This window comes from Streptomyces albidoflavus (assembly GCF_000719955.1).
Taxonomy (GTDB): domain Bacteria; phylum Actinomycetota; class Actinomycetes; order Streptomycetales; family Streptomycetaceae; genus Streptomyces; species Streptomyces albidoflavus.
This window is the reverse complement of record NZ_JOII01000012.1, coordinates 113098-139548: the sequence shown is the minus strand read 5'-3', so window position 1 is coordinate 139548 and position 26451 is coordinate 113098. Positions and strand designations below refer to the sequence as shown.

Sequence of the window (26451 nt, the reverse complement as noted above, 5' to 3'; positions counted from 1 at the left end):
TCACCCCCCGTACCGCCCTGCCCGCCGCCCGGTGGTCCGCGCCCGCGCCACCGGGACCGGCACGGGCGCGGGATGCGCGGGCCGGTGGCCCCGCCGCAGGTGCCGCTCTCGGCGAGCAGGGCGCAGGTCTTCGACGACTTCGTGCGGGACGCGGTGGGGCGGCTGGAGCGGCACGTGCCGCAGATCGCCGACATCGACTTCGTCGTCCAGGAGGTGCCGAGGCCGCAGGGGCCCGGGGACGACTGGCAGGACGAGGCGGTGCCGCTGGGGGCCGCCCTGGAGGCGCGCAAGGGCCGTCCGGCGCAGGTGGTGGTCTACCGGCGGCCGGTGGAGATCCGCGCCAAGGGGCGCGACGAGCGGGCGTTGCTGGTGCACGAGGTCGTGGTGGAGCAGGTCGCGGACGTGCTGGGCCTGACGCCGGAGGCGGTCGACCCGCGGTACGGCGAGGGGGAGTGAACGGCGCCCGCCCCGCTCCGGGACTCCGGGGCGGGGCGGGCGGCGGTACGCGGGCGGCGGCTCAGTCGAGCAGCACGCCCATCTCCGGGCGGGCGGCCGGGACGGTGACGGTGCCCCGGTCGTCGGTGAGGTTCTGGACGGTGAACATCGAGATGCCGTCGGCCGCCGCACCGCTCAGCGTGAGGGTGCGGGAGGCGTGGACGGGGCCGCCCGAGACGGTCTCGACGGTCAGGGCGTAGGTGCCCTTCAGCGAGTCCGGGAGCGGCACGTCGGCGGCGAGCGTCCGGCCCGCGCCCACGGAGTACGTCTTGGTGGCGGCCGTGCCCCCGCCGGTGCCGGCCGAGGCGGTGACCCGGACCTTGGCGGCCTTGCCGGGCGCGGTCAGCGACAGGTAGGTGCCCTTGGCGCCGTTGCCGGTGACGGTGGCGCGGTCGCCGACCGGGCGGGCGGCCGGGATGAAGGCGCTCTCCTGGTCGGCGCCCTTGCCCCGGATGACGCGTACGGCGGCCACCACCGGGGTCTCGCCGGAGTCTCCGGTCGGGGTGAGGACCAGGGAGCCGGGCTCGCCCCGGGTGACGTCGGCGAGGTCGACGGCGGTGGTCATGCCCGACTTGAGGTGCAGGGTCTCGTTGCCGGCGGGCGAGAGGGAGCCGTTGGGCCCGGCGAGGGAGACCTTCAGGTCGGCGTCGGCGGAGCCGGGCGCGAAGGCGACCAGGCGGACCGCGGTGGCGTCCTTGGGGATGCCGGGCAGCACGACGGAGGCCGAGGGCTCGGCCGAGGGCGTGAGCCAGTCGCCGCCCACCTTCTGGTCCAGGGCCTGCACCGCGGCGGCGACCCGGCCGCTGCGCGCGGTGACGTGCACGGTCAGGTTGGTCTGCGGCTTGCCGGTGAGGGTGGAGAGCAGGACGGGGACGCTGGAGCGCGGCGGCACCTGGATGCCCTCGCCGACCTCGGAGTCGAGGGCGCCGTCCTTGCCGTACAGCTCGATGTCGACGACGGCGGCCGCGTCGTCCGGGTTGGTCAGGTGGAGGTAGTCGCTGCGGTCCTCGGCGGTGGAGGCGCCGGGGAACCAGAAGTCGGTGTCGGGCGCGGAGCAGGCGGCGCCGTGCAGGCCGCGGCCGGCGCCCGCGGTGAAGTGCGTGGTCTGCTGGGCGCTCCACCCCGGCGCGAGGCTGCCCTCGGCGAGGCCGATCAGCGCGGGCGCCCCCGAGCCGTTCTCCTCGGCGGTGACGGGCGCCCCCTGCTTCTTCACGGCGAGGAAGGGCTTCTCCTCCTCACCCTTCTTGCCACTCTTGTCACTCTTGTCGCCCTTGTCGTCCTTCTCGTCGTCCTTCTTGTCGTCCTTGCCCGCGAGGCTGCGGGCGGCCGGGACCAGGGCGGCCGTGCCGGAGTCCGAGGACACCTCGGTCTTCGGCGTGTACGCGGTGTACGTCGTCTCCGCCAGCTCCGAGCTGCTGGGGGCCGGGCAGAGCAGCGAGGTGCGCTCCACGGGCTGCTGGGCCGCCTTGCCGGTGGCGGCGGGGCCCTCCTCGGGCGCGGCGACGGCGGCCACCGAGGTGACGGCGGCCAGCGCGGCGCCGGCCGCGATCAGGGACAGGGTCGTGCGCTTCACTGCTGGCTCCCGTCGGGACGCTCACGGCCGTGGCCGTGGGGCGGCTGCTCGTACTGCCCGTACTCCGGCGCCGGCTGGCCCGGGCCGTAGCCCTGCTGCGGCTGCTGCTCGTACCCGGGATAGCCCTGCTGCCCCTGCTGCCAGCCGCCCTGCTGGTACGGGTCCTGGGGCTGCTGCTGGTACGGGTCGTAGGCGTTCGGGTCGTAGCCGGGCTGGGGCGGGTAGCCCTGCGGGGACTGGTCGTAGCCCTGGTTCTGGTAGCCGTACGGGTCGTAGCCGCCCTGCTGGGGGTCGACGGGCTCGTAGGGCTCGGGGGCGGCGGTCCAGGCGGGGTCGGGCTCGTCGCCGGGGGCCTCGCGCTGTTCCGGGATGTCCGCCTCGGGGGCGGCGTCCTCGGCCTCCGCCTCGGCCTGGGCGCGCAGGCGGCGGGCGCGGCGGCCCTCGCCCTCGACGGGCTGGGCGGGGACGGGCGCGGGCTCGTCCGGCATGTCGTCGTCGACGGTGCGGCGGCGGCCGGGGAGGGCGAGGACGACCAGGACGAGGCCGAGGAAGCCCTGCGTCCAGATCCAGACGGTGTGGGTGAAGGGGTCCTCGAAGGTGACGTCGAGACGGCCGCCGCCCTCGGGGAGGGTGAAGCCCTGCGCCCAGTCGTCGACGGTGACCCGCTCCAGCGGTTCGCCGTCGAGGGTGGCGGTCCAGCCCGGGTCGGCGGTGTCGGCGAGACGCAGCACGCGTCCGGCCGGGCCGGCGGGGAGGTCGGTGTGGAGTTCGACGGGACCGGCGGCGACCGGCAGCGGCTCGCCGGAGCCGTCCTTGGCGACCACGGCCGCCCGCGAGACCTGCCGGTCGACGCGCCACAGGGCGCTGCCGTCCTGCTGGCTGAGGCGGGTCAGGCCGGGCGTGGAGTCGAGGACGCGGCTCATCTCGCGCGGCGAGCCGTCGCGGACCAGGACGTAGCGGACGGCGAAGCCGCCGAGCTGGTCGGCCTGGTCGGCGCCGGAGCCGGCGACGAGGCGGGCGACGACGGTGGAGAGCCGGTCGTCGGTCCCGGCGGCCGCGGCCAGCTCGGCGTCGCCGAGCCGTCCGCCCGAGCCGCGCACCAGGGCGTAGCTGACCTCGGCGGCGGAGTCGCCGGCGAGGACGAGGGTGCGGGCCTGGTCCTGGGTACGGCTCTCCTCGGCGACGAAGGCCGGGACCTGCACCGGGTCGCGGCGCTCCAGCGGTCCGTCGGCTCCGGCGGCCATCCAGGTCAGGGCGGCGGCGGCCGGGCCCAGCGCGCAGGCCAGCGCGATCAGCGCGGCCAGCGGCTGACGCCAGCCGAAGCTCTGCTCGGCGACCCGGTGCCGGGCCCCGTCGGCGCCGACCAGCGCGGCTCCGAGCAGGGCGGCGCCCTGGACGAGGGTGGCGGGGCCGGCCCAGGCGGAGGCGTTGGCCAGGACCGCGAAGAGCAGGGCGGTCAGGGCGACGGCCCAGGCGGTGAGGATGGCGCGGCGCCGCTCCTCGCGGAGCAGGGCGCCGAGCGCGGCGGCGACCACGCCGAGGAAGAGGACGGCGCTGAGGGTGCCCGGCCCGCCCGGCGAGGCACCCAGCAGGTCGAGCGGACCGGCGCCGCCGGTGGCGGTGTCGAGCCCGGCGGTCTGGAAGAAGCCGAACGGCAGCAGCGTCAGCGACCAGGGCGCCAGCACCAGCAGCGGGGTGGCGAACTGGGCGACGAACCGGGGCGCGTACGTACCGAGCGCGCTCCGGCGCACCACCAGCACCCCGATCCCGAGGACCAGCGCCAGCGGCCACACCATCGGCGTGAACGCGGTGGCCAGCGTCAGCAGCAGGGTGTACGCCCAGGTGGCGCGCCAGGTGCCGGGGTGGCCGAGGAGCCCCGCGGCGGAGAGCCCGGCGCGGGCCATGACCGGCAGCAGCACGGCGAGGACTGCGGTGCCCAGGTGGCCGCCGGCCAGCGCGCCGGTGACGGCGGGCAGGAAGGCGTAGACGACCGAGCCCCAGGCGCGCAGCAGCCGGGAGGGGACGAGCGAGCCGGAGGCGAGGTAGGCCGCGAAGCCCGCGAGCGGGACGGAGGCGACCAGGACCACGGTGACGGCGGTGTGGGTGGAGCCGAACAGGAGCGCGGCGAGGGTGGCGAGCAGCGCGAGGTAGGGCGGGGCGGGTTCGGTGGTGCCGGTGCCGACGGCGTGCCAGCCGTCCGCGTAGCGGCCCCAGAGGTCGCCGAGCTGGTCCGGTACGGGCAGCAGGGCGCCGCCGGCCAGCGCGCCGCCGCCGAGCAGGGCGCGGCAGGCGACCAGCGAGGCGAGCAGCAGGACGGCGAAGAGGACCGGGCCCGGCCTGCGGGCCAGCCGCTTCAGCCGGGCGAACTGCTCGACCTCCAGGAAGTCGGCGTCGTCGCCGCCCGGCCCGGACTCGACGGCGCCGCCGTGGCGGCCCGCGCCCGGGGCGTCGGCGTCGGAGCCGCGCGTGAGGTTGCCCGCGACCTGTTCGACGGTGGCCCGGACGGTGGCGCCGGGCGGCGGGAACAGCGGCCGCAGCTCGGCCGGTTCGACGGTGCCCTTGCCGCGTCTGCGGCGGGCGTTGAGGATGCGGCCGGGCCGCAGCAGGGTGCCGAGCAGACCGGAGATCTCGTCGACGGCCTGGCCGGGCACCTTGCCCACGAGGTAGGCGAGGGTGCGCGCCACGGTGCCGACGACCAGCCGCAGCAGCACCCAGGGCAGGGCGGCGCCACGGCTGTTGACCAGCAGGGTGTGGACGGCGCCGGCCTTGTCGACCCGGTGCGGGCTGGTGGTGCCGCGCCCCGCGCAGTCGACGGTACGGCGCTCCCGGGAGGCGGCCTCGGCGTGCCTGAGGACCGCGTCGGGGGCGATGAGGACGCGGTGCCCGGCGGCCTGGGCGCGCCAGCACAGGTCGACGTCGTCGCGCATCAGGGGCAGGGCGCGGTCGAAGCCGCCCAGCTCCTCGTAGACGTCGCGGCGGATCAGCATGCCCGCGGTGGAGACGGAGAGGACCGGGCGGACGTGGTCGTGCTGGCCCTGGTCCTGCTCGCGGCGGTCCAGGCCGGTCCAACGGCGTCCGCTGTGCGCGATGGTGACGCCCACTTCGAGGAGCTGGCGGCGGTCGTACCAGCCGCGCAGCTTCGGGCCCACAATGGCGACCTCGCCGCCGGCCTCGCGCTCGGCCTCGACGGCGGCGAGCAGTCCGGCCAGGGCGTCCGGGGCCGGGGCGCAGTCGTCGTGCAGCAGCCAGAGCCACTGCTCCGGTTCGCCGTACGGCAGTTCCGGCAGGTCGTAGTTCTCGTCGTGCCACTGGCGGGCCACGGGGTCCCAGCCGCCGGGGCGCTTCAGGTAGGGCAGGTCGTCGGGGGTGAGGACGCCCGCGGCGCGGACGGCCTCGTCGACGGCGGTACCGAACCCGGTACGCCGGGCCAGGTGGAGGACGCGGTCGTCGCCGAAGGCGTCGGCCACCAGGCGGGCGGAGTCGTCGGCGCTGCCGGTGTCGGCGGCGACGGCGTTCTGCACCGGCCGTTCCTGGGCCAGGAGCCCGGCGAGGGCGTCGGGGAGCCAGCGGGCGCCGTCGTGCGTCACGAGCACGGCGGTGACGACGTGGCGCGCGTAGGCGGGTGCGCTGGTGGGGTCGAGGCCCGGGAGGCTGGTCGGGGTGGCCGTCATGGTGGCGGCCGGGTCCGACATCGACCCTGCGGGGGCGGCCGGGTAGGCCGCCGAGTGGCTGTGCACGGACATCGAGGTACGGGCCCCGGTTCGGTGGACTGCGGTGACGCCCGCCGCGGGCGGCCGGGAGTCTCGGACGGGGCCCCACACTAACGGCACGTCGGGTGCGGGGTTGCCGCCCGGCGTTTGTTGGGGCGGCCCTTGGGCAGGGTTGCCGTTCCGGTGTGCCGGGGAGGGTGCGGGCTTCGTGTGCCCGCGGTCACTGATGGCCTCAAACGCCGGCCAGGCTCAAGTGGCCTCAATCGCCGGCCGGGCTGTGGTGTGCCGGGCGGGCTGAGAAGTCTCTGCATGGCCGAGAAGTGGTGGTCGGGCCGAGTTGTGCCCAGGTGGCGGGAAGTTGGGGGCGGGCGGCGGAGCGCTGGGACGGGCGCTCCGCTCGGGGCCGTGGGTGGGGGCCGGTCGGGCTGGGTGCCGGGCGGCGGTGGGGCGGCCCGCTCGCGAGGGACGGCGCGGGCGGGGGGCGCGATGGTGCCGGGGCGGCGGCCTTGGGGCCGGGGCCTCGGGGTCGTACGGCTCGGGGCCGTGCGGGGGGTCGTGCTCGTGGTGCGGGGTGGTGCTCGTGGTGCTGGCCCGCGTGGGGCGGGCCGGGCGCTGGGGCCCGGGTCAGACGGCGGCCTTCTTCAGGCGCCGCCTCTCGCGCTCGGACAAACCGCCCCAGATTCCGAAGCGTTCATCGTTGGCGAGCGCGTATTCGAGGCATTCCGAACGGACTTCACAGGCGAGGCAGACCTTCTTGGCCTCACGGGTGGAGCCGCCCTTCTCGGGGAAGAAGGACTCGGGATCGGTCTGGGCGCAGAGTGCGCGCTCCTGCCAGCCGAGTTCTTCGTCCGCTTCCTCGACCAGCAGTTGTTCGAACAGCTCGGTCATTAGCGCCCCTCGTCTGTCTTTATGTCCCCGTGATGCTGTCGTTACCGGTTCCGGCCGGGCGACACGAGTGAAATTACAGGTGCGCCGATCCGGGCGAGTCAAGCCGGGATCTGCTATTGAGCCCCTTATTCACTCTGCGGAACCAAGCCTTCGCGGTAAGTGTACAAATCGTCCTAAACCCGTACCTTTTCCGTCACGTGACGGCGCGGGAGGCGTGAATTCGGCTCCCCCGCAGCCCTTTCGGGCCCGCCGCGGACCCTCCTCCGGCAGGGAGGACGCCACCCTCCCGGGACACGTTGCGCGAGCCTCGCCGAAGCGAACTTGATCACAGCGCGATCACAGGGCGGCAACGGTGATCACCCCCGCAGGCCGACTGCCCGACCTGGTCCGCCGTGTGTCCCGGGAGGCGGGTGCACAAACCTTTCTCCGCGCCCCGCAACCGGATGTGGTGAAACATAGGCCACAATCCGGACCATGAGTTGACATCGCGGGTGTCAGCCGGTCTCCTGTGGGGCATGCTCGCGAATTCGGCGCTTTCCTGGACCCGCCCTGTCGGCTCCATCGACGCTGCCCACTTCTGCGAGCCCTGTCCGCGGAGCCTCTGTCCCTCCGCCGCCGGCTGTCGCCCCGCCGGCCCCGACTGCCGCTGACCGCACCGGCCGCCCATCCGCAGGCCGACCCGCTCAGCACCCCGTACCGCAGCGCGCGGGACCGCACCGGTCCCGCGTCCCGCCGCACCCCGGCGCGGTACGCGCCCCGGCCCCCGCGCACCCCGCACCGGGCCGTCCGGCAGTCGCCTCCCCTCCCCCTCCCCGCGCCCACTTCTCCCCTGCCGAGGAACCCCCGCACCATGAACCAGGACAGCGACCTCCAGATCGCCGGAGACCTGCTGGAGGTGCAGCACCTGCTGCGCCCCGCCCCCGAGCACCCGAGCACCGTGGCCGGGTTCGTCCGGCTCGCCCGGACCGTCGCCGCCGACCGCGCCCGCTGGGCCCCGCTGGTCGCGTACGACCCCACCAGCCGCTGGTACCACCGGCTGGAGACCGGACCCGGCTACGAGGTGTGGCTGCTCTCCTGGCTGCCCGGACAGGGCAGCGGCGCCCACGACCACGGGCGCTCGGCCGGGGTCATGACCGTCCTCGACGGGGCCCTCACCGAGCACACCCCCGGCGGGCGCCAGGTGCTGCGGCCCGGCGGGCACCGGGTCGTCGCGCCCGGTCACGCCCACGAGGTGGTCAACGACGCGCTGGAGCCCGCCGTCAGCCTCCACGTCTACTTCCCCGGGCTGACGACCATGCCGGTACGGACCCTGGAGCGGTCCGCGACCACCCCGGCGGAGGAACCGGCGCGCCTGACACACTGAGCCCATGCGCATTGTGGTTCTGGCAGGCGGCATCGGCGGCGCCCGGTTTCTTCGCGGTCTCAAGGCGGCGGCCCCGGACGCGGACATCACCGTCATCGGCAACACCGGTGACGACATCCACCTCTTCGGCCTGAAGGTCTGTCCCGACCTCGACACGGTCATGTACACCCTCGGCGGCGGCATCAACGAGGAGCAGGGCTGGGGGCGGACCGACGAGACCTTCCAGGTGAAGGACGAGCTGAAGGCGTACGGCGTCGGGCCCGACTGGTTCGGCCTCGGCGACCGGGACTTCGCCACGCACATCGTGCGCACCCAGATGCTCGGCGCGGGCTATCCGCTCTCCGCCGTCACCGAGGCGCTCTGCGAGCGGTGGCAGCCCGGGGTGCGGCTGCTGCCGATGACCGACGACCGGGTCGAGACTCACGTCGCCGTCGACCTCGACGGGGAGCGGCGCGCCGTCCACTTCCAGGAGTACTGGGTGCGGCTGCGGGCCTCCGTCGACGCGCTCGCGGTGGTCCCGGTCGGCGCCGAGCAGTCCAAGCCGGCGCCCGGCGTGCTGGAGGCGCTGGCCGAGGCCGACGTGGTGCTCTTCCCGCCGTCCAACCCGGTGGTCAGCATCGGCACCATCCTCGCGGTGCCCGGCATCCGCGAGGCCATCGCGGAGGCGGGCGTGCCGGTGGTCGGCCTCTCCCCCATCGTCGGCGGCGCCCCGGTGCGCGGTATGGCCGACAAGATGCTCTCCGCGATCGGCGTCGAGACCGCCGCGGCGGCCGTCGCCGAGCACTACGGCTCGGGGCTGCTCGACGGCTGGCTGGTCGACAGTGCCGACAGCGGGGCGGTCGCCGAGGTCGAGGCGGCGGGCATCCGCTGCCGCGCGGTGCCGCTGATGATGACCGACCTGGACGCCACCGCCGCCATGGCCCGCGAGGCGCTCGCCCTGGCCGAGGAGGTCCGCGCGTGAGCGCCGCACCCGCCTTCCAGGTCCGGGCCGTCCCCGGGCTGCCCGAGGTCGACGAGGGCGACGACCTCGCCAAGCTGATCGCGGCCGCCGCCCCCACGCTGGCCGACGGCGACATCGTCCTGGTCACCTCGAAGATCGTCTCCAAGGCCGAGGGCCGGGTGCTCGCCGCCGACTCCCGCGAGGCCGCCATCGACGCCGAGACGGTACGGGTCGTGGCCCGGCGCGGCGCGCTGCGCATCGTGGAGAACCGGCAGGGCCTGGTCATGGCCGCCGCCGGCGTCGACGCCTCCAACACCCCGGCGGGCACGGTGCTGCTCCTCCCCGAGGACCCCGACGCCTCCGCCCGCGCCCTCCGCGCCGGGCTCGCCGACGCGCTCGGCGTGGACGTCGGCGTGGTCGTCACCGACACCTTCGGGCGGCCCTGGCGCAACGGCCTGACCGACGTGGCCATCGGCTCCGCCGGGGTCCGCGTCCTGGACGACCTGCGCGGCGGCACCGACGCCCACGGCAACCCGCTGCACGCCACCGTGATCGCCCTCGCCGACGAACTGGCCGCCGCCGGTGACCTGGTGAAGGGCAAGTCCGAGGGGCTGCCGGTCGCCGTGGTCAGCGGGCTCTCCGCGCTGGTCGGCGGCGAGGAGGGGGCGGGCGCGCGGGAGCTGGTGCGCGGCGCGGCCGACGACATGTTCCGGCTGGGCACCTCCGAGGCGGTCCGCGAGGCGGTCACGCTGCGGCGGACGGTGCGCTCCTTCACCGACGAGCCGGTCGACCCGGGCGCGGTCCGCCGGGCCGTCGCGGCCGCCGTCACCGCGCCCGCGCCGCACCACACGACGCCGTGGCGGTTCGTGCTGCTGGAGTCGGCCGCCTCCCGCACCCGGCTGCTCGACGCGATGCGCGACGCCTGGATCGCCGACCTGCGCCGGGACGGCAAGAGCGAGGAGTCGATCGCCAAGCGGGTCCGCCGCGGCGACGTCCTGCGCAACGCCCCGTACCTGGTCGTCCCCTGCCTCGTCATGGACGGCTCGCACGCCTACCCCGACGAGCGCCGGTCCGCCGCCGAACGCGAGATGTTCGTCGTCGCCACCGGCGCCGGGGTGCAGAACTTCCTCGTCGCCCTCGCCGGGGAGCAGCTGGGCTCGGCCTGGGTCTCCTCGACCATGTTCTGCCGCGAGGTCGTCCGCGAGGTCCTCGACCTCCCGGACACCTGGGACCCGATGGGCGCCGTCGCGGTGGGCCGCGCCGCCACCCCGCCCGCCGACCGGCCCGGCCGCGACCCGGAGACGTTCCTGACGGTGCGCTAGAAGCGCCAGAACTCCTGGTACGCCGCCGTCAGAGCCGCGAGATGTCGCTGTACGGCATCTTCGGTGTCCGGCGCGGCGGTACCCGGCCCGCCAGCAGGATCAGGCGGGCCGCCCGGTGGCGCTGGCCGGCGTACGGGGCGAGCAGCTCCAGCATGGCCGCGTCGTCGGTGGTGCGGTCGCCGGTCAGGGCGTAGCCGATGATGCCCGGGAGGTGGAGGTCGCCGGTGGTGACGGCGTCCGGGGCGCCGTGGGTGCGCTGGACGACCTCGGCGGAGGTCCAGGGCCCGATGCCCGGGACCGCCTCCAGGAGCGCCGCCGCCTTCTCGGGGGGCAGGCCGGCGGCCCGCTCCAGGCGGGAGTGGAGGCGTACGGCGCGCAGGATCGTCGCGGCCCGCTTGTCGTCGACCCCGGCGCGGTGCCACTCCCAGGACGGGATCAGGGACCAGGCCCGGGGGTCCGGCATGACGGCCATCCGCTCCGGGGCCGGACCCGGGGCCGGTTCGCCGTGCCGGGTCAGCAGGCGGCGCCAGGCACGGTACGCCTCGTCGGCGGTGACCTTCTGCTCCAGCACCGAGGGGATCAGGGACTCCAGCACCAGGCCCGTCCTGGTCAGCCTCAGGCCCGTGGCGCGGCGGGCCGAGTCGGCCACCAGGCGGTGGCGGGGCGTGAACGCCTCCGGGGTGTCGGCGGCGCCCAGCAGCTCCGGGAGCCGGTCCAGGAACCAGTCGGCGCCCGGACCCCAGGCGGTCGCCTCGGCCCTCCCCGCGCGCAGGGTGACCCGCAGCGTCGCCGGGCCCTCGGGGGTGCGGCTGGCGCGCCAGACGGCACGGTCCTGGGTCAGGCGGAACGCCGGGTCGCCCGGGCCGCGACGCAGGACGCCCAGGATCAGGCCGAGGTCGGCCTGGTAGGGCGGGGTCCACACCCTGGACCTGGCCGGAGCCTCCGGCCTGGCCGCGGCGGCGGCCCGCGTGGCCGCGCGGAACGTCCGGGCCCCCGTGGGATCCGGACCCGTGTCCGGGCAGGGGGTGCCCTTAATCGTGCCGTACGGGGCACGAGGCCTCGGGGGGAAACGTCCTGCCATGCGCCAGAGCGTACTGGCGCGGGGCGCCAGGGAACTGGGGGCCGGAGTGGCCACTGGGCGTCCTGGTGCTGGACTCGCCTGCCGGCTCGGGGGGTTGGGGGGATGTGCGACGCCGGTCACAGGGGTGGCCTCAAGCGCCGGCCGGGCTATGAGGTGGCCTCAAGCGCCGGCCGGGCTGTGGGTGGGGCTGAGGTGACACCCCAGCCCTCCGGCTCGGGTGGCCTCAAACGCCGGCCCGGCTCAGTGGCCTCAGACGCCGGCCAGGCTGAGTGGCCTCAATCGCCGGCCCGGCTAGGTGGCCTCAAACGCCGGCCCGGCTCAGTGGCCTCAAGCGCCGGCCGGGCTGGAATGGGCAAGGCCGGACCCCATGAATCAGGTGGCAGCGTCGTCGGCCGAAATCAAGCCCGGCCGGCGATTGAGGCCATCGGTGACCGGCGGCTGAGGCGCCGTCTCAGCCCCACGACAGCCCGGCCGGCGCTTGAGGCCACTCAGCCGGGCCGGCGCTTGAGGCCAAGGAGCCCGGCCGGCGTTTGAGGCCACATGTGACCGGTGGTCGAGGCACCACCCCGGCCCCACGACAGCCCGGCCGGCGCTTGAGGCCACCAAAGCCCGGCCGCCCCATCGCGGCCCAGGTCAGCGATCGGGCGAGAACCGGACCCCGCCGTCCGGCAGGACGGCATCGCACCAGAGCCGCAGCCCGTCCCGCAGCTCGTTGTCGGCGCCGGCGTCGGCACCGTCGCCGATGACCGCCCCGGTGACATGGGTGCGGGCCCCGACCCGGGCCCCGGCGCCGATGAGGGAGTCGGTGACGACGGCGCCCTCGGCGACGTACGCGCCGTCGAGAAGGGTGGAGCCGGTGATGCGGGCCCCGGCGCCGACGTGGGCGCCCACGCCGACGACGGTGCCTTCGGAGAGCTTGGCGTCGGGGGCGACGTGGGCCCCGTCGAGGACGAGGGACTCGCCGCGCCGGCCGGGGACGGCGGGCGAGGGGGCCCGGCCGAGGACGAGGTCGGCGGAGCCGCGGACGAAGGCCTGCGGGGTGCCGAGGTCGAGCCAGTAGGTGGAGTCGACCATGCCCTGGAGGTGGGCCCCGCTCTCCAGCAGCCCGGGGAAGGTCTCGCGTTCGACGGAGACGGGGCGGCCGGTGGGGATGGTGTCGATGACGGAGCGGCGGAAGACGTACGCCCCGGCGTTGATCTGGTCGGTGACGATCTCCTCGGGCGTCTGCGGCTTCTCCAGGAAGGCGAGGACGCGCCCGGCCTCGTCGGTGGGGACGAGGCCGAAGGCGCGCGGGTCCTCGACGCGGCTGAGGTGGAGGGAGACGTCGGCGCCGCTCTCCTGGTGGGTGGCGACGAGGGCCGGGATGTCGAGCCCGGTGAGGATGTCGCCGTTGAAGATGAGGACGGGGTCGTCGGGCCCGGAGTGGAGCCGGGGGGCGACGTTGCGGATGGCGCCGCCGGTGCCGAGGGGCTCCTCCTCGGTGACGTACTCGAGGTGGAGCCCGAGGTCGGAGCCGTCACCGAAGTACGGCTCGAAGACCTCGGCGAGGTACGAGGTGGCCATCACCACGTGTTCGACACCGGCGGCGCGGGCGCGGGCCAGCTGGTGGGTGAGGAAGGGGACGCCCGCGGCGGGCACCATCGGCTTCGGCGTGCGCACCGTGAGCGGCCGGAGCCGGGTGCCCTTGCCGCCCACCAGGAGGATCGCTTCTGGGGCCTGAGTCACTGTGCGTCTCTGCTTCCTGCCGGGGCCGGCCGAACTGTCTTTCGGCCGGCCAGTCTATGCAGACCGGTGCGGCACGCCCCATTCCCGATCCCGCACGGTGCCGGCCGGCCCGGCGCCGGTCAGCGCCCCTGGAGCCGGGCGGAGGCGGAACGCGCCGTACCGAGCTGGCCGTAGAGGCGGGTGCCCGGGCATTCGGTGGAGTAGCCGTCGCGGTGTCCGGAGATGACGTGCAGGCTCACCTTCTTGCCCTTCGCGTAGAGGTTGCTGCCGCCCGAGGTGAGCGTGACCTTCCCCTTGGGGTTGGCACCGGACAGGCCGAGCTTCCAGGCGGTCAGCTTGGCCACGGCGTCGACGGCCGCCTTGGGCGGCTTGACGCTGCTGTAGCTTCCCAGGACGGCGATGCCCGTGCTGTTGCTGTTGAAACCGAGGGTGTGGGCGCCGAGGACGGCCTTGTCGACGCCGCCGGCCCGTCCCTCGTACACGGTGCCGCACTTGTCGACCATGAAGTTGTAGCCGAGGTCCCGCCAGCCGCTGCTCTGGGTGTGGTAGCGGTAGATACCGCGGATGACGGAGGGGGCCTGGGCGCAGGTGTAGTTGTTGCCGGTGGCGCTGTGGTGGACGAAGGCGGCCTTGACCTTGCCGGTGTACGCGAAGTTCTTCTCGCGCAGTTTCTCGTCGGCGCCCCACCCCTTGCGGGTGACGATCTTCGGGCGCGGCCCCACGTAGGGCTGGGCGCGCTGCTGCGGACCGGCGGCGCCGGCCTCGGGCTCCTCGACGGCGCGGGCCGCCTCCAGCTCGGCGAGGGTCTCCTCGCGGGTCAGCTCCGGCAGCACGGCGGGTTCACCGGCGGCCTCGGGGAGTCCGGCGGGGGTGGCGGCGGGGGCCCCGGCGCGGGTGGGCCGGGGCGCGGGCTCCTCCTCCAGGGCGGGCGCCTCCCCGGGGTCGACGAGGTCCAGGCGCAGCCCCTCGGGGAGCCGGTCGGTGGTGCGTTCGCCCTGGTGGCGGTGGTCGTCGCGGGCGGTGACCCGCAGTTCGACGGCGTCCGAACGCCCCACCCACAGCGGGGCGGTGGCGCCCCGGCCGGCCGCGCCCTCGGGGGTGGAACGGTCGGCTCCGTGGTCGTCGTGGTGGCTCTCCAGCTCCTGCCAGCCGGACCAGGCGCCGGTGACGGTGGAGCGGGTACGGACCTGGACCCGGCCTTCCAGGTGGGCGTCCGGGTCGTCCCAGACGACGCCGAGCAGCGAGAACGGCTCGACCTCACGCGGGCTCAGGGCGCGTTCGTCCGGGCCTTCGCCGGGCTCGGACGAACGGCCGGCGGGGGCGTCGGGGAGGGGCAGGGAGCGGGTGTGGCCGGGGGTGTCGTCGGCGGCCGGGAGGGTGTGCGCGCCGGGTGGCGCGGCGGGCAGGGCGTCCGCGGCGGGGGCGCCGGTCGAGGTGTCAGCCGCGCCGGCCCGGGGGTGGGCGGCGGTCGCGGCGAGGGCTCCGGAGGGCAGGGCGGCGGGCAGGGCCAGGGCGGCCGCGCAGGTCACGCCGATCGAGGAAGCAAGGAATCCACGCATACGAATGATCGTCGGCATAACCGACCAAAGCTGTCCATAGGTGACTTGACGGCGCGTCGGCGTGTCGCCCCGCTCCGCACTCCGGCGTCCACTACCCGCACGCTGCGCCCCGCGTACGCTTGCGCGCGTGAACGCCATCGACCGCACCCCCGCCGACCTGCTGCGATCCGCGCTCGCCGCCGATCCGGCCCGCCCGCTCGTGACCTTCTACGACGACGCGACGGGCGAGCGCGTCGAACTCTCCGTCGCCACCTTCGCCAATTGGGTGGCCAAGACCGCCAACCTGCTCCAGGGCGACCTCTCCGCCGAGCCCGGCGACCGGCTCGCGCTGCTGCTCCCGGCACACTGGCAGAGCGCCGTGTGGCTGCTGGCCTGCCACTCGACCGGCGTCGTCGCCGAGGTGGGCGGCGACCCGGCCGCCGCCGATCTGGTGGTGAGCGGCCCCGACACCCTGGACGCGGCCCGCGCCTGCTCCGGCGAGCGGATCGCGCTGGCGCTGCGCCCCCTGGGCGGGCGGTTCCCGCACGCTCCCGAAGGCTTCGCCGACTACGCCGTGGAGGTACCCGGGCAGGGCGACCGGTTCGCGCCCTTCGCGCCGGTGGAGCCCGACGAGCCGGCCCTGGCCGTGGCGGGCCGCGAGCTGACCGGCGCCGAGCTGGTCGAGGAGGCCCGCGCGGAGGCGGCCCGGCTCGGCCTAGGCCCGGGCGACCGCGTCCTGTCCGGGCTCGGCTGGGAGACCTGGGAGGGGCTCGCGGCCGGGCTGTACGCGCCGCTGGCCGCCGGCGGCTCGGTCGTGCTGTGCCGCAACACCGGCGGACTGTCGGAGGAGGGGCTGGCCCGCAGGGTCGCCGACGAGCGGGTGGACCTGACCCTGCTGTAGCCCCCCCTCCCGGGAGTCCCCCGGGCCCCGCACTCACCCGTACGGCCCACACCACCCCCCGGCCCGCGCGCCCCGCGGGCCGGGGGGTGGTGTGGTCAGGAGGGAGGGGCGCCCGGGCTTCGGGGACGCCGTGCCGAGACGGAGGGTGGTGGCCGACCGTGACGGACCGCGCGGGCCGGCCCGACGGGCAGGGGGACGAGGGGAACGACGAGGGGAACCAGGAGACCGCAGGGAGCGGGGCGAGGGAGCAGGGGGCGCACTGGGGCCCCCGTCCGGCGCGGCAGGGGCCCGCCCGCCGTCCGTTCCTGCGGCGGCGCTGGGTGTGGTGGACGGCGGCCGGGACGACGGTGGCGCTGGTCGGCGCCGGGGTCGGCGCGTGGGCGCTCTACGACCGGCTCCAGGGGAACATCACGCGGGACGACGCGGTCATCGCCGAGCTGGAGCGGCACGAGAAGGAGCGGCCGCTCCCCTCGAAGCAGGGGGCGCTCAACATCCTGCTGGTCGGCTCGGACACCCGTGCCGGACAGGGCAACGGCCAGTACGGTGTGGCCCGGGGCCAGCGTTCGGACACCGTGATCATGCTCCACCTCGCCGCCGACCGGCGCAGCGCGACCGCCATGTCGATACCCCGCGACCTGATGGTGGAGATCCCCTCCTGCCGTCGCGCGGACGGCGAGAGCGCACCGGCGCGCACGGCGCAGTTCAACGACGCGTATTCCTACGGCGGAACGGCGTGCACCATCCGGACCGTCGAGCGCCTGACCCGGATCAGGGTCGATCACCACATGGTGGTGGACTTCCAGGGGTTCAAGCGGATGGTGGACGCGGTCGACGGGGTGCGGATCTGCCTCAAGCAGCCGATGGACGACAAGGACGCGCACGTCCGGCTCCCGGCGGGTGAGCACACCCTCAACGGCGAGCAGTCGCTCGGCTTCGTGCGCGCCCGCAAGAGCCTCGGCAACGGCAGCGACACCGACCGGATGGAGCGCCAGCAGCAGTTCCTCGGCGCCCTGGTGGCCAAGGTGCAGAGCAACGGCGTCCTCCTCAACCCGGGCAAGCTCTACCCCCTGCTGGACGCGGCCACCTCCTCGCTGACGACCGACCCGTCCCTCTCCTCCCTCATCGACCTCTACGACCTCGTGCGCTCCATGCGGAACATCCCCACGAAAGAGGTGCGGTTCCTGACCGTTCCGCGCGAGGCGTACGCGGGGGACCCCAATCGTGACCAGTTGGTGGAGCCCGCCGCCAGCGAACTCTTCACCCTGCTGCGGGAGGACGAACCGGTACGGATCGCCCCGCGCCCGAGCGACTCCGCGAGCCCCGCACCCTCCGCCAGCCCCACGGGCACGGGCCCGGCCGCTCCGAGCGCCTCCAGTGCCCCCTCGGGTACGCCGGGGGTGCGTTCGACGCCCGTTCCTGATCCGACCTTCAGCGGTAATAGCGCGGCCCGTTCCGCCTGTGAATGATTCCTGTGGGTAAAAGACCACTCAATACCGTGGAACAGCGCACGGGATTGCGCCGTAATGCCCACTTGTAAGCAACAAGCAATGCCTCACCACCGTCGCCCTGGGCCGAAGAGGCCGGATAGTGTGAGCGATCCGGCGAGCCCGACACGGCCGCCGGAGACTGACGGACCGACCGAATGAGCGCCTTGCGGGGAGGGGACCCGAGGCGCCGCGTGGCCCTGACGGAGGATTCGGACAACCGTGGACGCGCAAGGCCGTGGGCGGGCGGAGAATATCGACCCCGCAGACCAGTGGGTACTCAACCCGGATACCGGCGATTACGAATTGCGACTGAGCCCTTCCGATGGGCGACCGCCCGGCAATGGGCGGCGGGGCGCCGTTCCGCGCTCCCGCCGGGCTCCCGACCGTGAGCACCCGCAGCCCGGCCAGGAGCGCCCGCGCCGGCCCGCGCCCGAGCACGACGACCCGGAGCCCGGCTCCCGGCCGTCCCGCGAGACGGTCCCGGGGCAGCGCAGGCGCCGGGGCGCCGAGCCCGAGCCGCCGCCGGGGCGTGCCGCCGCGCGCCGCGCGGGCGGGCGCAAGGGGCGCGGCCAGAAGCAGAAGAAGGGCAAGAAGAAGGTCCTGCTGTGGACCGGCGGCGTGCTGGCCTTCGTGATGGTGGCACTGGCCGCCTCGGCCTACGCGTACCTGGAGCACCTGAAGGACAACATCAACTCGGTCGCCGACGACGGCGCGGGCACCGGCGGCTTCAGCAAGGACCGGGCCATCAACGTCCTGCTGATCGGCACCGACAAGCGCTCCGGCGAGGGCAACGAGGGGTACGGCGACAAGGACAGCCCCGGCCACGCCGACACCACCTTCGTCCTGCACGTCTCCAAGGACCGCTCCAACGCGACCGCGCTCAGCATCCCGCGCGACCTGATCACCGACATCCCGGACTGCCCCACGCAGCAGGAGGACGGCACCGAGACGGTCATCCCGGGCAAGCAGGGCACCAAGTTCAACGAGAGCCTCGGCCAGGGCGAGCGCACCCCCAGCTGCACCATGCGGACGGTCACGGAGCTGACCGGCATAAAGATGGACCACTTCATGGTGGCCGACTTCAACGCGGTGAAGACCCTCACCACGGCCGTCGGCGGTGTCGAGGTCTGCCTCGCCAAGGACATCGACGACCCGGACTCGCACCTGAAGCTCTCCAAGGGCACCCACACCATCGAGGGCGAGGAGGCGCTGGCCTTCGTCCGCACCCGGCACTCGGTGGGCTTCGGCGGCGACCTCAGCCGGATCGAGATCCAGCAGCAGTTCCTCAGCTCGCTGATGCGCAAGCTGAGTTCGAACGACACGCTGACCAGCCCCACCAAGATGTTCTCCCTCGCCGAGGCGGGCACCAAGGCGCTGACCGTCGACTCGACGCTGGCCGACATCTCCAAGCTCCGCGACCTCGGCATGGAGCTGGGCAAACTCGACCCGAAGAACCTGACGTTCGCCACCATCCCGGTCAAGGACAACCCGGCCGAGCCGACCCCGGTGACGGTGGTGCTGGACAACCCGAAGGCGCAGTCCGTCTTCCAGATGGTCCGCGAGGACGTCTCCTTCACGGCGGTCAAGAAGAAGGAGAAGAAGGAGAAGGCGGCGGTCGCCGCCCGGCTCAAGGGCGAGCGCGCGGACCCCACCGAGGTGCGGGTCGACGTCTACAACGGCGGCGCGGCCACCGGCTCGGCGCAGACCACGCTGACCTGGCTCCAGAACACCCAGGGCGTCCTGAAGTCCACGCAGTTGGGCAACGCCCCCGAGGAACTGGCCAAGACCACCGTGGAGTACGGCGAGGAGGAGGCCCCGCAGGCCCGCGCGCTCGCCGACATGATGGGGCTGCCGGCCTCGGCGCTGAAGCCGGGCGAATCCGTGAGCAACTCTCAGGGGCTCCCGGCGGTCAAGCTCACACTGGGCCGCGACTTCAAGGGCGCGGGCATACCGCTCGTCGCCCCGAAGGAAGCCCCCAAGGGCGTGAACAAGGTCAGCGCGGACAAGACCGTCTGCGCGAAGTGATCCACCGTCGCATCCGCCCCGGCCGCTCACCACGGCCGGGGCGGCTCTCGGGCGTGCGGTGCGAGGTGGGGAGGGCACGACATGGGCTCAGCACGGTCGGAGGGCGGTCCCGAACGGGATCAGGACCCCGCCGGGGCACTGGGGTGGGACGAGGGACTGTACGAGGGCCGGGACGCGGCGGTGGAGACCGGCCGGGCCAAGGTGCCCGGCCAGCGCGGTGCCGGTGACGCCGGGGGCGCGGACGGCGAGGGCGAGACGGAGCCGGAGGACCCCGACGAACAACCGGACCGGGACTCCGGCACGCCCGTGGGCGTACCGGAGCAACCAGGTCCGCCCGCCGGGGAGTCGGGGCCCGGCAGACGCAGACCCGAGGCCGGCGGAGAGCGGGACGCACCCGAGGACGCGCCCGAGGAGGCCCCTGACGAGGCCCCCGGGGACGCGTCCGGGGAGGCCCCCGAGGAGGCAGACGCGGAGGCGGCGGCGAAGCCCCGCAAGCCCAAGCGCCGCAAGCGCCGCATCCTCGCCTGGACGGCGGCCGGGCTGGCGCTGACCCTGGTGGCGGCGGGCACGGCGGGCTGGTTCTACTACCAGCACCTCAACGACAACCTGGACCGCAAGCCGCTGCACATCGGCAAGTCCCGCGCCCCCGAGCCGACCCCGAACGCGGCCGGGCAGACGCCGCTGAACATCCTGCTGATCGGCTCGGACGCCCGCGACTCCGAGGAGAACCAGCGGCTCGGCGGCGCCCGGGAGACCTTCGGCGGCCCGGCCCTCGCCGACGTGCAGATGCTGCTCCACCTCTCGGCGGACCGCTCCCACATGTCGGTGATCAGCATGCCCCGGGACACCCTGCTGAAGATCCCGGAGTGCACCGACCCGGAGTCCGGCAAGGTCTACCCGGCGACCGTCGGCACCCGGATGACCAACCAGACGCTGATGCGCGGCGGCCCCGGCTGCACCGTGGCGACCTGGGAGGAGCTGACCGGCATCCGGATCGACCACTTCATGATGGTCGACTTCGCCGGCGTCGTCTCGATGGCCGACGCGATCGGCGGCGTACCCGTCTGCGTCGACGCCAACCTGCACTCGCGGACCTCCGACGGCAAGGGCTCCGGCCTCAAGCTGAAGAAGGGCACCACGGAGATCAAGGGCGAGGACGCGCTGGCCTGGCTGCGGACCCGCTACGGCTTCGGCGACGGCTCGGACATAGCCCGGGCCAAGGCCCAGCACATGTACATGAACTCCCTGGTGCGCAAGTTGCGCGAGAACACCGGGCTGAGCAGCCCCAACAAGCTCCGGAACCTGGCCGAGGAGGCCACCGAGGCACTGACCGTCGACGAGGAACTCGCCTCGGTCGCCGAGCTGTACGCGCTGGCCGAGGAGTTGAAGAAGGTCGCGCCCAACCGGACCACCATGGCGACGATGCCGTGGATCTGGTCGCCCTCCGACCACAACCGGGTGGAGCCGAAGCCGGACGACGCCGAGCAGCTGTTCCGCCTGGTCCGCGAGGACATCGCGCTGGACGGCCGGGACGGGGACGGCGCCTCGCCCTCCCCGTCCGAGGACGAGACCTCCGAGGACCCGGCCGACGACCCGGCCGACATCGCCGTCCTGGTCCGCAACGGCACCGGCTCCCCCGTCGCCGCCCCGGTCTCCGGCCGCGCCTCCGACCTCGTGAAACTCCTCACCGAGGCCGGGTTCACCCGCGCCACCGCCGACCAGAACCAGGTGGAGAACCGCGAGGAGACCGCGATCCTCTACCCCAGCGCCGAGCTGGAGGGCGACGCCCAGTCGGTCGCCGAGGCGCTGGGGATGCCGCTGGGCACCGTCCGCAAGTCCGCCGAGGTCTCCGGGGTGACGCTGGAGATCGGCGCCGACTGGACCGAGGGCGACACCTTCCCGAAGCCGAAGAAGGGCGACAACGAGCCCCCGGACTCCGCCGAGGCCCTCAACGGCTCCGACGACACCGCCTGCATGGAGGTCGACCCGGCCTTCACCTGGTGACCCCGGCGGGGCACGCGACCGCACCACGACGACCAGGTACGAGGGGCCGTACCGCCCGATGGGGGCGGTACGGCCCCTCCGGCGTGCGGGCGCTCGCCGGACGTGGCGTTACCGCGAACGGGGGACACCGGCGCGTGCCGTCCGGCCCGCTCCCCCGGTCTGTAAGTCATATCTGCTTACCGTTCGGGGCACCCGTCCGCTCCCGTCCCGACCGACCCGTCGCCTGTTCCCCCGCCCGTGCCCGCCACGCGGAGGTGTCCCCCGTGCCCACGCCGTCCCGCCCCCGAGCCCGCGCCCCCCGTCCCCCCGCCCGCCGTCGGCCCGTCCCGCCCGGCCGAGGGCGCCACCGCCGCCGGACCGGCTGGGCGGTGCGCGCGGTGACGGCCCTGTCCGTCGCCGTGCTCGCCTCCTCCGGGGTCGGGCACGCGGTGATGTCGGGGCTGGACAGCGGCATCGAGCGGGTCGACCCGTTCAAGGACATGAAGAACCGGCCCGAGGCCGGACGCGGCCTGAACATCCTGCTCGCCGGGACCGACGGCCGCGACACCATCACCGAGGAGCAGCGCCAGGCGTACCGGCTCGGCGGCAAGCCCTGCCACTGCACCGACACCCTGATGCTGCTCCACCTCTCGGCGGACCACTCCCGGGTCAGCGTGGTCAGCCTGCCGCGGGACAGCTACGCGATGATGCCGCCGCACACCGACCGCACCTCGGGCGAGGAGCACCGGCCGCACCCGGTCAAGCTGAACGCCGCCTACGCGGAGGGCGGGCCGGAGCTGACCGTGCGGACGGTCGAGAAGATGACCGAGGTGAAGATCGACCACTACGTGGAGGTCGACTTCACCAGCTTCATGGAGACCGTCGACGCGGTCGGCGGCGTGGAGATCTGCACCGTCCGCCGTCTCAAGGACTCCTACACCGGCCTCGACCTGGCCCCGGGCCCGCACCGCCTCGACGGCGGCCAGGCCCTCCAGTACGTCCGCTCCCGCCACCTCGACGGCACCGGCGACCTCAGCCGGATGCAGCGCCAGCAGCGTTTCCTCGCCGCGCTCACCGCCGAGGTCACCGGCAGCGGGGTGCTGCTCAACCCGGTGCGGTTCCGCGAGGTGGCCCAGTCCGTGCTGGGCTCGCTGCGGGCCGACAGCGGCTTCACCACGGAGCGGATGCTCGACCTGGGCAAGGCGATGCGGGGGTTCACCCCGGCCTCCGCCGAGTTCACCTCGGTCCCGGTCCAGGAGGAGGCCCGCGAGGTGCCGGGGATCGGGAACACCCTGGTCTGGAAGGCCAAGGAGGCCAAGCGGATCTTCGGCGCGCTCCGCGAGGACCGCCCGCTCGCCGACCACGACTCCGCGCGGCCGAAGGCGACGGTGGTGGACGTGCCGCCCGAGCAGATCCGCGTCCAGGTGGAGAACGGCACCCCGCGCCAGGGCCTCGGTGCCCAGGCCGACCGGGCGCTGCGCGCCACCGGCTTCGGCACCAGCGGCCAGGCGGTCGACGCCGCCGACCGCGCCACCGCCCGGACCACCGTCCTCTACGACCCCCGCTGGGACCGCTCGGCGCGTACGGTGGCCGCGGCCTTCCCCGGCGCGGAGGTGAAGGCGGCGCCCGGGCAGGGCGGGACGCTGCGGGTCGTGCTGGGCGCCGACTTCACCGAGGTGCACCCCGTCCGCGCGGAGGACCCGCCGGAGGGCGCCACCGGCGCGCTCCGGGGCGACGAGGTCACCTGCCCCCGGCCCGAGGCCGCCGGAAAGGCGTGAATCCGGTCATGGTCGCGCCCGCCGCCCGGGGTCCGGCCGAGGTTCAGTCGTCCGCGTCGAGCCCCTCGGCGGCGCGCTGCTCGCGCAGGTCGAGGATGGCGCGGCGGCGGGCCAGCCGGTGGGTGCGGCGGATCTGCGCCTCCTGGTAGCGGCGCTTGTCGCGCTCGGTCTCCGGGATGACCGGCGGGACCTGGCGGGGCTTGCCGTCGGCGTCGACGGCGGTGAAGACGAGGTAGGCGGTGCCGACCTGCTGGGCCGGGGTCGAGTCGTTCCACCGCTCGGCCACCACGCGCACGCCGACCTCCATGGAGGAGCGGCCGGTCCAGTTGACCTGGGCGCGGACGTGCAGGAGGTCGCCGACCCGCACCGGCATGAGGAAGGCCATCTCGTCCATGGAGGCGGTGACGGCGGGCCCCTCGGAGTGGCGTCCGGCGACGGCACCGGCCGCGTCGTCCACCAGTTTCATGATCACGCCGCCGTGCACCGTCCCGAGGAGGTTGGTGTCGTTGTGCGTCATGATGTGCGAAAGCGTCGTTCGGGAAGCTGAGGTGGGCTTGCCGGGAATCTCCGATTCCGGGACGCGGGCCGGGTCTGTCATGGGGTCCACTGTATGTCGCACCCGCTCACCTGCTCGAATGCATCAGCTTCGCAACAGCCCTGGCCGGATTGCGGCACCCCTCTGTCTGGGGGTCCCCCGGACGGCGCACACTGTCACGCATGAATGACTGGCCCGCCGGGCGCGACGAGCAGCCCAGATACGGGCGGGGCAGCGGCTCCGCCCGACCCGAGAGTGCCCGCGCCATGCCGCACGTGCGCCGCCGCCAGGCACCGCCCCCGGCGGCGCCCCCGCGCACCACGGTTCCGCCGCAGCCCCAGTACGGCCGTCCGGGTGGCCGGGACGACTACGACGACGGCTACAACACCGGACAGGTGTACGGCGGCGGTGGCGGCGGCCGGGGTGGCGGCGGTTACCAGGACGGCCCCGGCGGCCCCGGCGGACGGCGCCCGGCGCCGAACTGGGGCCGGCGCGTCAAGGTGGGCCTCATCACCTTCCTCGTCGCGGCCCTGGTGGTCAGCGTCGGCACGTACATGTGGGCCAGCTCCAAGCTGCGCGGTGAGGTCGACCTCGCCAAGGTCATCGAGCGGCCCGAGGAGGGCGAGGGGACCAACTACCTCATCGTCGGCTCCGACAGCCGCGACGGCATGACCGACGACGACAAGAAGCGCCTGCACACCGGCTCCGCCGAGGGCAAGCGCACCGACTCGATGATGATCCTGCACGTCGGGTCCAACGGGAACACGATGGTCTCGCTGCCGCGTGACTCCGAGGTCGAGATCCCGTCGTTCAAGGGCTCCGAGTCCGGCAAGCTCTTCCCGGCGCAGGGCCGCCGCGTCAAGCTCAACGCCGCCTACGCCGAGGACGGCCCCGAGCTGCTGGTCCGCACCGTGGAGTACAACACCGGCCTGCGCATCGACCACTACGCGGAGATCGGCTTCGGCGGCTTCGCCAACATCGTGGACGCGCTCGGCGGCGTCGAGATGGACATCCCGAAGGCGTTCAAGGACAAGAAGTCCGGCGCCGACTTCCAGGCGGGCAAGCAGACCCTCGACGGCGAGCAGGCGCTCGCCTTCGTCCGTACCCGGTACGCCTTCGCCGGCAGCGACCTGGACCGCACCAAGAACCAGCAGAAGTTCCTGGCGACCCTGGCCAACCAGGCGGCCACCCCGTCCACCGTGCTGAACCCGTTCCGGCTCTACCCGACGCTCGGCGCGGGCCTGGACACCCTCATCGTCGACAAGGACATGGGCCTGTTCGACCTGGCCAGCATGTTCTGGGCGATGAAGGGCCTGACCGGCGGCGAGGGCACCTCGATGAACATGCCGATCTCCGGCTCCAACGGCGGCAACCTCGTCTGGGACAAGGCCAAGAAGGACCAGCTCATGCAGCAGCTCCGCAACGACGAGAAGGTCACCGTCACGGAGTGAGCCCCGGGCCGTACCCCTCACCCGTACGGCTCCCCCGCGCATCCGCCGCGCCCCCGGCGCCTGAAGCTGGGGGCGCGGTGTCGTCCGGACACCGCAGGGCCAGACGAAGGGGCGCGCACGATGGGGCAGCGATCCGGCGGCAAGGGGACGGGGGCCGTCCACTGGCTCTTCGGCGACCAGCTCGGCCCGCACTTCCTCACCCCCGGCGAGGACGGGCCGCACCGGGACACCCCGCTGATGATGATCGAGTCCCGCGCGGTGTTCCGGCGCCGCCGCTTCCACCGCGCCAAGGCCCACCTCGTCCTCTCCGCGATGCGCCACCGCGCCGCCGAGCTGGGCGACCGCGTCACGTACGTGAAGGCCGGGACGTACCGTGAGGGCCTGCGGAAGGCGGCCGGGGAGCGCCCCGTCACCGTCCACCATCCCACCTCCCGCGCCGCCCTCGCCCTGGTCGACGCCCTCCCCCAGGTCACGGTGCTGCCCGCGCGGGGCTTCCTCGTCGGCCACCAGGAGTTCGCCGACTGGGCGGAGGGCCGGGGCGGGCGCGCGCTGCGCCAGGAGGACTTCTACCGCCGCACCCGCGCCGCCCACGACCTCCTCATGGAGGGCGACCGCCCCGCCTCGGGCCGCTGGAACCTCGACCACGACAACCGCGAACCCCCGCCCCGCGACGCCGGGGCCCTGGACGTCCCCGCCCCCTACCGCCCCCGCGAGGACGCCATCGACGAGGAGGTGCGCCACGACCTCGACCGCTGGGAACGCTCCGGCGAGGTCACCTTCGTCGGCCGCGACGGCCCCCGCCGCTTCCCCGCCACCCGCCGCGAGGCCCTGAACGCCCTGCGCCGCTTCGTCTCCGACCGCCTCGCCACCTTCGGCCCGTACGAGGACGCCATGCTCACCGCCGACCCGGTGATGAGCCACAGCCTCCTCTCCTCCTCCCTCAACCTCGGCCTGCTCGACCCCGCCGAGTGCGTCGAGCGGGCCGAGGCCGCCTGGCGGGCCGGGGAGGCACCGCTCAACAGCGTCGAGGGGTTCGTCCGCCAGATCGCCGGCTGGCGCGAGTACATCTGGCACCTCTACTGGCACTTCGGCGAGGAGTACCGCACCACCAACGCGCTGGGCCACCACGCCCCGCTCCCCGACTGGTGGTCCGACCTGGACGCCGACGCGGTCACCGCCCACTGCCTCTCCACCGTCCTCGCCCAGCTCCGCGACACCGGCTGGACCCACCACATCCCCCGCCTGATGGTCCTCGGCAACTACGCCCTCCAGCGCGGCTGGGACCCCGCCGCCCTCACCGACTGGTTCCACCGCTGCTTCGTCGACGGCTACGACTGGGTGATGCTCCCCAACGTCCTCGGCATGTCCCAGTACGCCGACGGCGGCCGCATGACCACCAAGCCCTACGCCTCCGGGGGCGCCTACCTGAACCGCATGAGCGACTACTGCTCCCCGTGCGCCTACCGCCCCGACCACCGCACCGGCGACCGGGCCTGCCCCTACACCGCCGGCTACTGGAGCTTCGTCCACCGCCACCACGAACGCCTCGTCCACAACCCGCGCACCGCCCAGGCCGCCCGGGGCATGGAACGGCTGAAGGACCTGGACGAGGTGCTGGGGCAGGAGCGGGAGCGGGGGGACGCGGCGCCGTAGGGC

18 protein-coding genes are annotated in these 26451 nt (G+C 74.3%); 11 read left to right on the top strand and 7 right to left on the bottom strand.

Annotated elements, in window-relative coordinates:
* The first annotated feature begins 72 nt into the window (after positions 1 to 72).
* Positions 73 to 456, top strand: coding sequence for a metallopeptidase family protein (locus IF45_RS0115660; RefSeq protein WP_008415647.1), 384 nt, complete (start codon positions 73 to 75; stop codon positions 454 to 456).
* A 61-nt stretch (positions 457 to 517) separates the two neighbouring features.
* Here the strand turns inward: IF45_RS0115660 and IF45_RS0115655 are convergent, their stop codons facing one another.
* The 3 genes from IF45_RS0115655 to IF45_RS0115645 all read right to left on the bottom strand — a co-directional run bounded on the left by IF45_RS0115655 (position 518) and on the right by IF45_RS0115645 (position 6666).
* On the bottom strand, positions 518 to 2068 hold the full coding sequence (locus IF45_RS0115655) for a DUF5719 family protein (protein ID WP_030307992.1): 1551 nt from the start codon (positions 2066 to 2068) through the stop codon (positions 518 to 520).
* Entirely contained in the window at positions 2065 to 5811 is a 3747-nt protein-coding gene (locus IF45_RS0115650) for a glycosyltransferase (RefSeq protein WP_030307990.1), read from the bottom strand. The genes IF45_RS0115655 and IF45_RS0115650 overlap by 4 nt, the downstream gene beginning before the upstream one ends.
* A gap of 591 nt (positions 5812 to 6402) precedes the next feature.
* A complete protein-coding gene (locus tag IF45_RS0115645) occupies positions 6403 to 6666 on the bottom strand; it encodes a WhiB family transcriptional regulator (RefSeq protein ID WP_003950432.1) in 264 nt (87 codons plus the stop codon).
* An 850-nt stretch (positions 6667 to 7516) separates the two neighbouring features.
* On the opposite strand from IF45_RS0115645, the gene IF45_RS0115640 reads away from it, so the two are divergent.
* Genes IF45_RS0115640 through IF45_RS0115630 form a run of 3 tightly spaced genes read left to right on the top strand, consistent with a single transcriptional unit; the run spans position 7517 to position 10291 of the window.
* The gene (locus IF45_RS0115640; protein WP_008415654.1) at positions 7517 to 8029 is read left to right on the top strand and encodes a cysteine dioxygenase; all 513 of its coding nucleotides are present in this window, start codon (positions 7517 to 7519) and stop codon (positions 8027 to 8029) included.
* 4 nt (positions 8030 to 8033) lie between these two features.
* Positions 8034 to 8990, top strand: a complete 957-nt coding sequence (gene cofD / locus IF45_RS0115635) for a 2-phospho-L-lactate transferase (RefSeq protein ID WP_008415655.1) — start codon at positions 8034 to 8036, stop codon at positions 8988 to 8990.
* Positions 8987 to 10291 (top strand): coenzyme F420-0:L-glutamate ligase, encoded by a 1305-nt coding sequence (locus IF45_RS0115630; protein ID WP_008415656.1) that lies wholly within the window; start codon positions 8987 to 8989, stop codon positions 10289 to 10291. Before cofD ends, IF45_RS0115630 begins: the two co-directional genes overlap by 4 nt.
* A 28-nt stretch (positions 10292 to 10319) precedes the next feature.
* On the opposite strand, the gene IF45_RS0115625 is transcribed toward IF45_RS0115630, so the two are convergent.
* The 3 genes from IF45_RS0115625 to IF45_RS0115615 all read right to left on the bottom strand — a co-directional run bounded on the left by IF45_RS0115625 (position 10320) and on the right by IF45_RS0115615 (position 14656).
* A complete protein-coding gene (locus tag IF45_RS0115625) occupies positions 10320 to 11372 on the bottom strand; it encodes a DNA-3-methyladenine glycosylase family protein (RefSeq protein WP_178132474.1) in 1053 nt (350 codons plus the stop codon).
* Positions 11373 to 12005: 633 nt separating this feature from the next.
* The gene (gene manB / locus IF45_RS0115620) at positions 12006 to 13097 is read right to left on the bottom strand and encodes a mannose-1-phosphate guanylyltransferase (protein WP_008415660.1); all 1092 of its coding nucleotides are present in this window, start codon (positions 13095 to 13097) and stop codon (positions 12006 to 12008) included.
* A 119-nt stretch (positions 13098 to 13216) separates the two neighbouring features.
* A complete protein-coding gene (locus IF45_RS0115615; RefSeq protein WP_030307985.1) occupies positions 13217 to 14656 on the bottom strand; it encodes a peptidoglycan recognition protein family protein in 1440 nt (479 codons plus the stop codon).
* 127 nt (positions 14657 to 14783) lie between these two features.
* On the opposite strand from IF45_RS0115615, the gene IF45_RS0115610 reads away from it, so the two are divergent.
* The 5 genes from IF45_RS0115610 (at position 14784) to IF45_RS0115590 (ending at position 22809) form a co-directional block, all read left to right on the top strand.
* Positions 14784 to 15536 (top strand): TIGR03089 family protein, encoded by a 753-nt coding sequence (locus tag IF45_RS0115610; protein WP_008415663.1) that lies wholly within the window; start codon positions 14784 to 14786, stop codon positions 15534 to 15536.
* Positions 15537 to 15694: 158 nt separating this feature from the next.
* Positions 15695 to 17002 (top strand): LCP family protein, encoded by a 1308-nt coding sequence (locus tag IF45_RS0115605; RefSeq protein ID WP_003950423.1) that lies wholly within the window; start codon positions 15695 to 15697, stop codon positions 17000 to 17002.
* 324 nt (positions 17003 to 17326) lie between these two features.
* Positions 17327 to 19048 (top strand): LCP family protein, encoded by a 1722-nt coding sequence (locus tag IF45_RS0115600; protein WP_078842878.1) that lies wholly within the window; start codon positions 17327 to 17329, stop codon positions 19046 to 19048.
* Between the two features lie 81 nt (positions 19049 to 19129).
* Positions 19130 to 21052, top strand: coding sequence for an LCP family protein (locus tag IF45_RS0115595; protein WP_030307981.1), 1923 nt, complete (start codon positions 19130 to 19132; stop codon positions 21050 to 21052).
* A 263-nt stretch (positions 21053 to 21315) separates the two neighbouring features.
* Positions 21316 to 22809 carry an LCP family protein gene (locus IF45_RS0115590; protein ID WP_242536787.1) on the top strand — a complete coding sequence of 498 codons (1494 nt, stop codon included), beginning with the start codon at positions 21316 to 21318 and terminating at the stop codon, positions 22807 to 22809.
* 43 nt (positions 22810 to 22852) lie between these two features.
* Here IF45_RS0115590 and IF45_RS0115585 read toward each other — a convergent pair whose 3' ends face one another.
* On the bottom strand, positions 22853 to 23407 hold the full coding sequence (locus IF45_RS0115585; protein WP_008417606.1) for an acyl-CoA thioesterase: 555 nt from the start codon (positions 23405 to 23407) through the stop codon (positions 22853 to 22855).
* A 119-nt stretch (positions 23408 to 23526) separates the two neighbouring features.
* Between IF45_RS0115585 and IF45_RS0115580 the strand changes: the two genes are divergently transcribed.
* Together IF45_RS0115580 and IF45_RS0115575 are read left to right on the top strand one after the other, a co-directional pair.
* A complete protein-coding gene (locus tag IF45_RS0115580; RefSeq protein ID WP_174905213.1) occupies positions 23527 to 24795 on the top strand; it encodes an LCP family protein in 1269 nt (422 codons plus the stop codon).
* 120 nt (positions 24796 to 24915) lie between these two features.
* Positions 24916 to 26448 carry a cryptochrome/photolyase family protein gene (locus IF45_RS0115575; RefSeq protein WP_030307975.1) on the top strand — a complete coding sequence of 511 codons (1533 nt, stop codon included), beginning with the start codon at positions 24916 to 24918 and terminating at the stop codon, positions 26446 to 26448.
* Positions 26449 to 26451 lie beyond the last annotated feature (3 nt).

Bases quoted from the DNA above. Each gene is read 5' to 3' on its own strand.
- IF45_RS0115595 (WP_030307981.1), top strand. From the start codon at position 19,130: ATGGGCTCAGCACGGTCGGAGGGCGGTCCCGAACGGGATCAGGACCCC.
- IF45_RS0115585 (WP_008417606.1), bottom strand. From the start codon at position 23,407: ATGACAGACCCGGCCCGCGTCCCGGAATCGGAGATTCCCGGCAAGCCC.
- IF45_RS0115650 (WP_030307990.1), bottom strand. From the start codon at position 5,811: ATGTCCGTGCACAGCCACTCGGCGGCCTACCCGGCCGCCCCCGCAGGG.
- IF45_RS0115575 (WP_030307975.1), top strand. From the start codon at position 24,916: ATGGGGCAGCGATCCGGCGGCAAGGGGACGGGGGCCGTCCACTGGCTC.
- IF45_RS0115625 (WP_178132474.1), bottom strand. From the start codon at position 11,372: ATGGCAGGACGTTTCCCCCCGAGGCCTCGTGCCCCGTACGGCACGATT.
- IF45_RS0115640 (WP_008415654.1), top strand. From the start codon at position 7,517: ATGAACCAGGACAGCGACCTCCAGATCGCCGGAGACCTGCTGGAGGTG.
- cofD (WP_008415655.1), top strand. From the start codon at position 8,034: ATGCGCATTGTGGTTCTGGCAGGCGGCATCGGCGGCGCCCGGTTTCTT.
- IF45_RS0115660 (WP_008415647.1), top strand. From the start codon at position 73: ATGCGCGGGCCGGTGGCCCCGCCGCAGGTGCCGCTCTCGGCGAGCAGG.
- IF45_RS0115580 (WP_174905213.1), top strand. From the start codon at position 23,527: ATGAATGACTGGCCCGCCGGGCGCGACGAGCAGCCCAGATACGGGCGG.
- IF45_RS0115645 (WP_003950432.1), bottom strand. From the start codon at position 6,666: ATGACCGAGCTGTTCGAACAACTGCTGGTCGAGGAAGCGGACGAAGAA.
- IF45_RS0115615 (WP_030307985.1), bottom strand. From the start codon at position 14,656: ATGCGTGGATTCCTTGCTTCCTCGATCGGCGTGACCTGCGCGGCCGCC.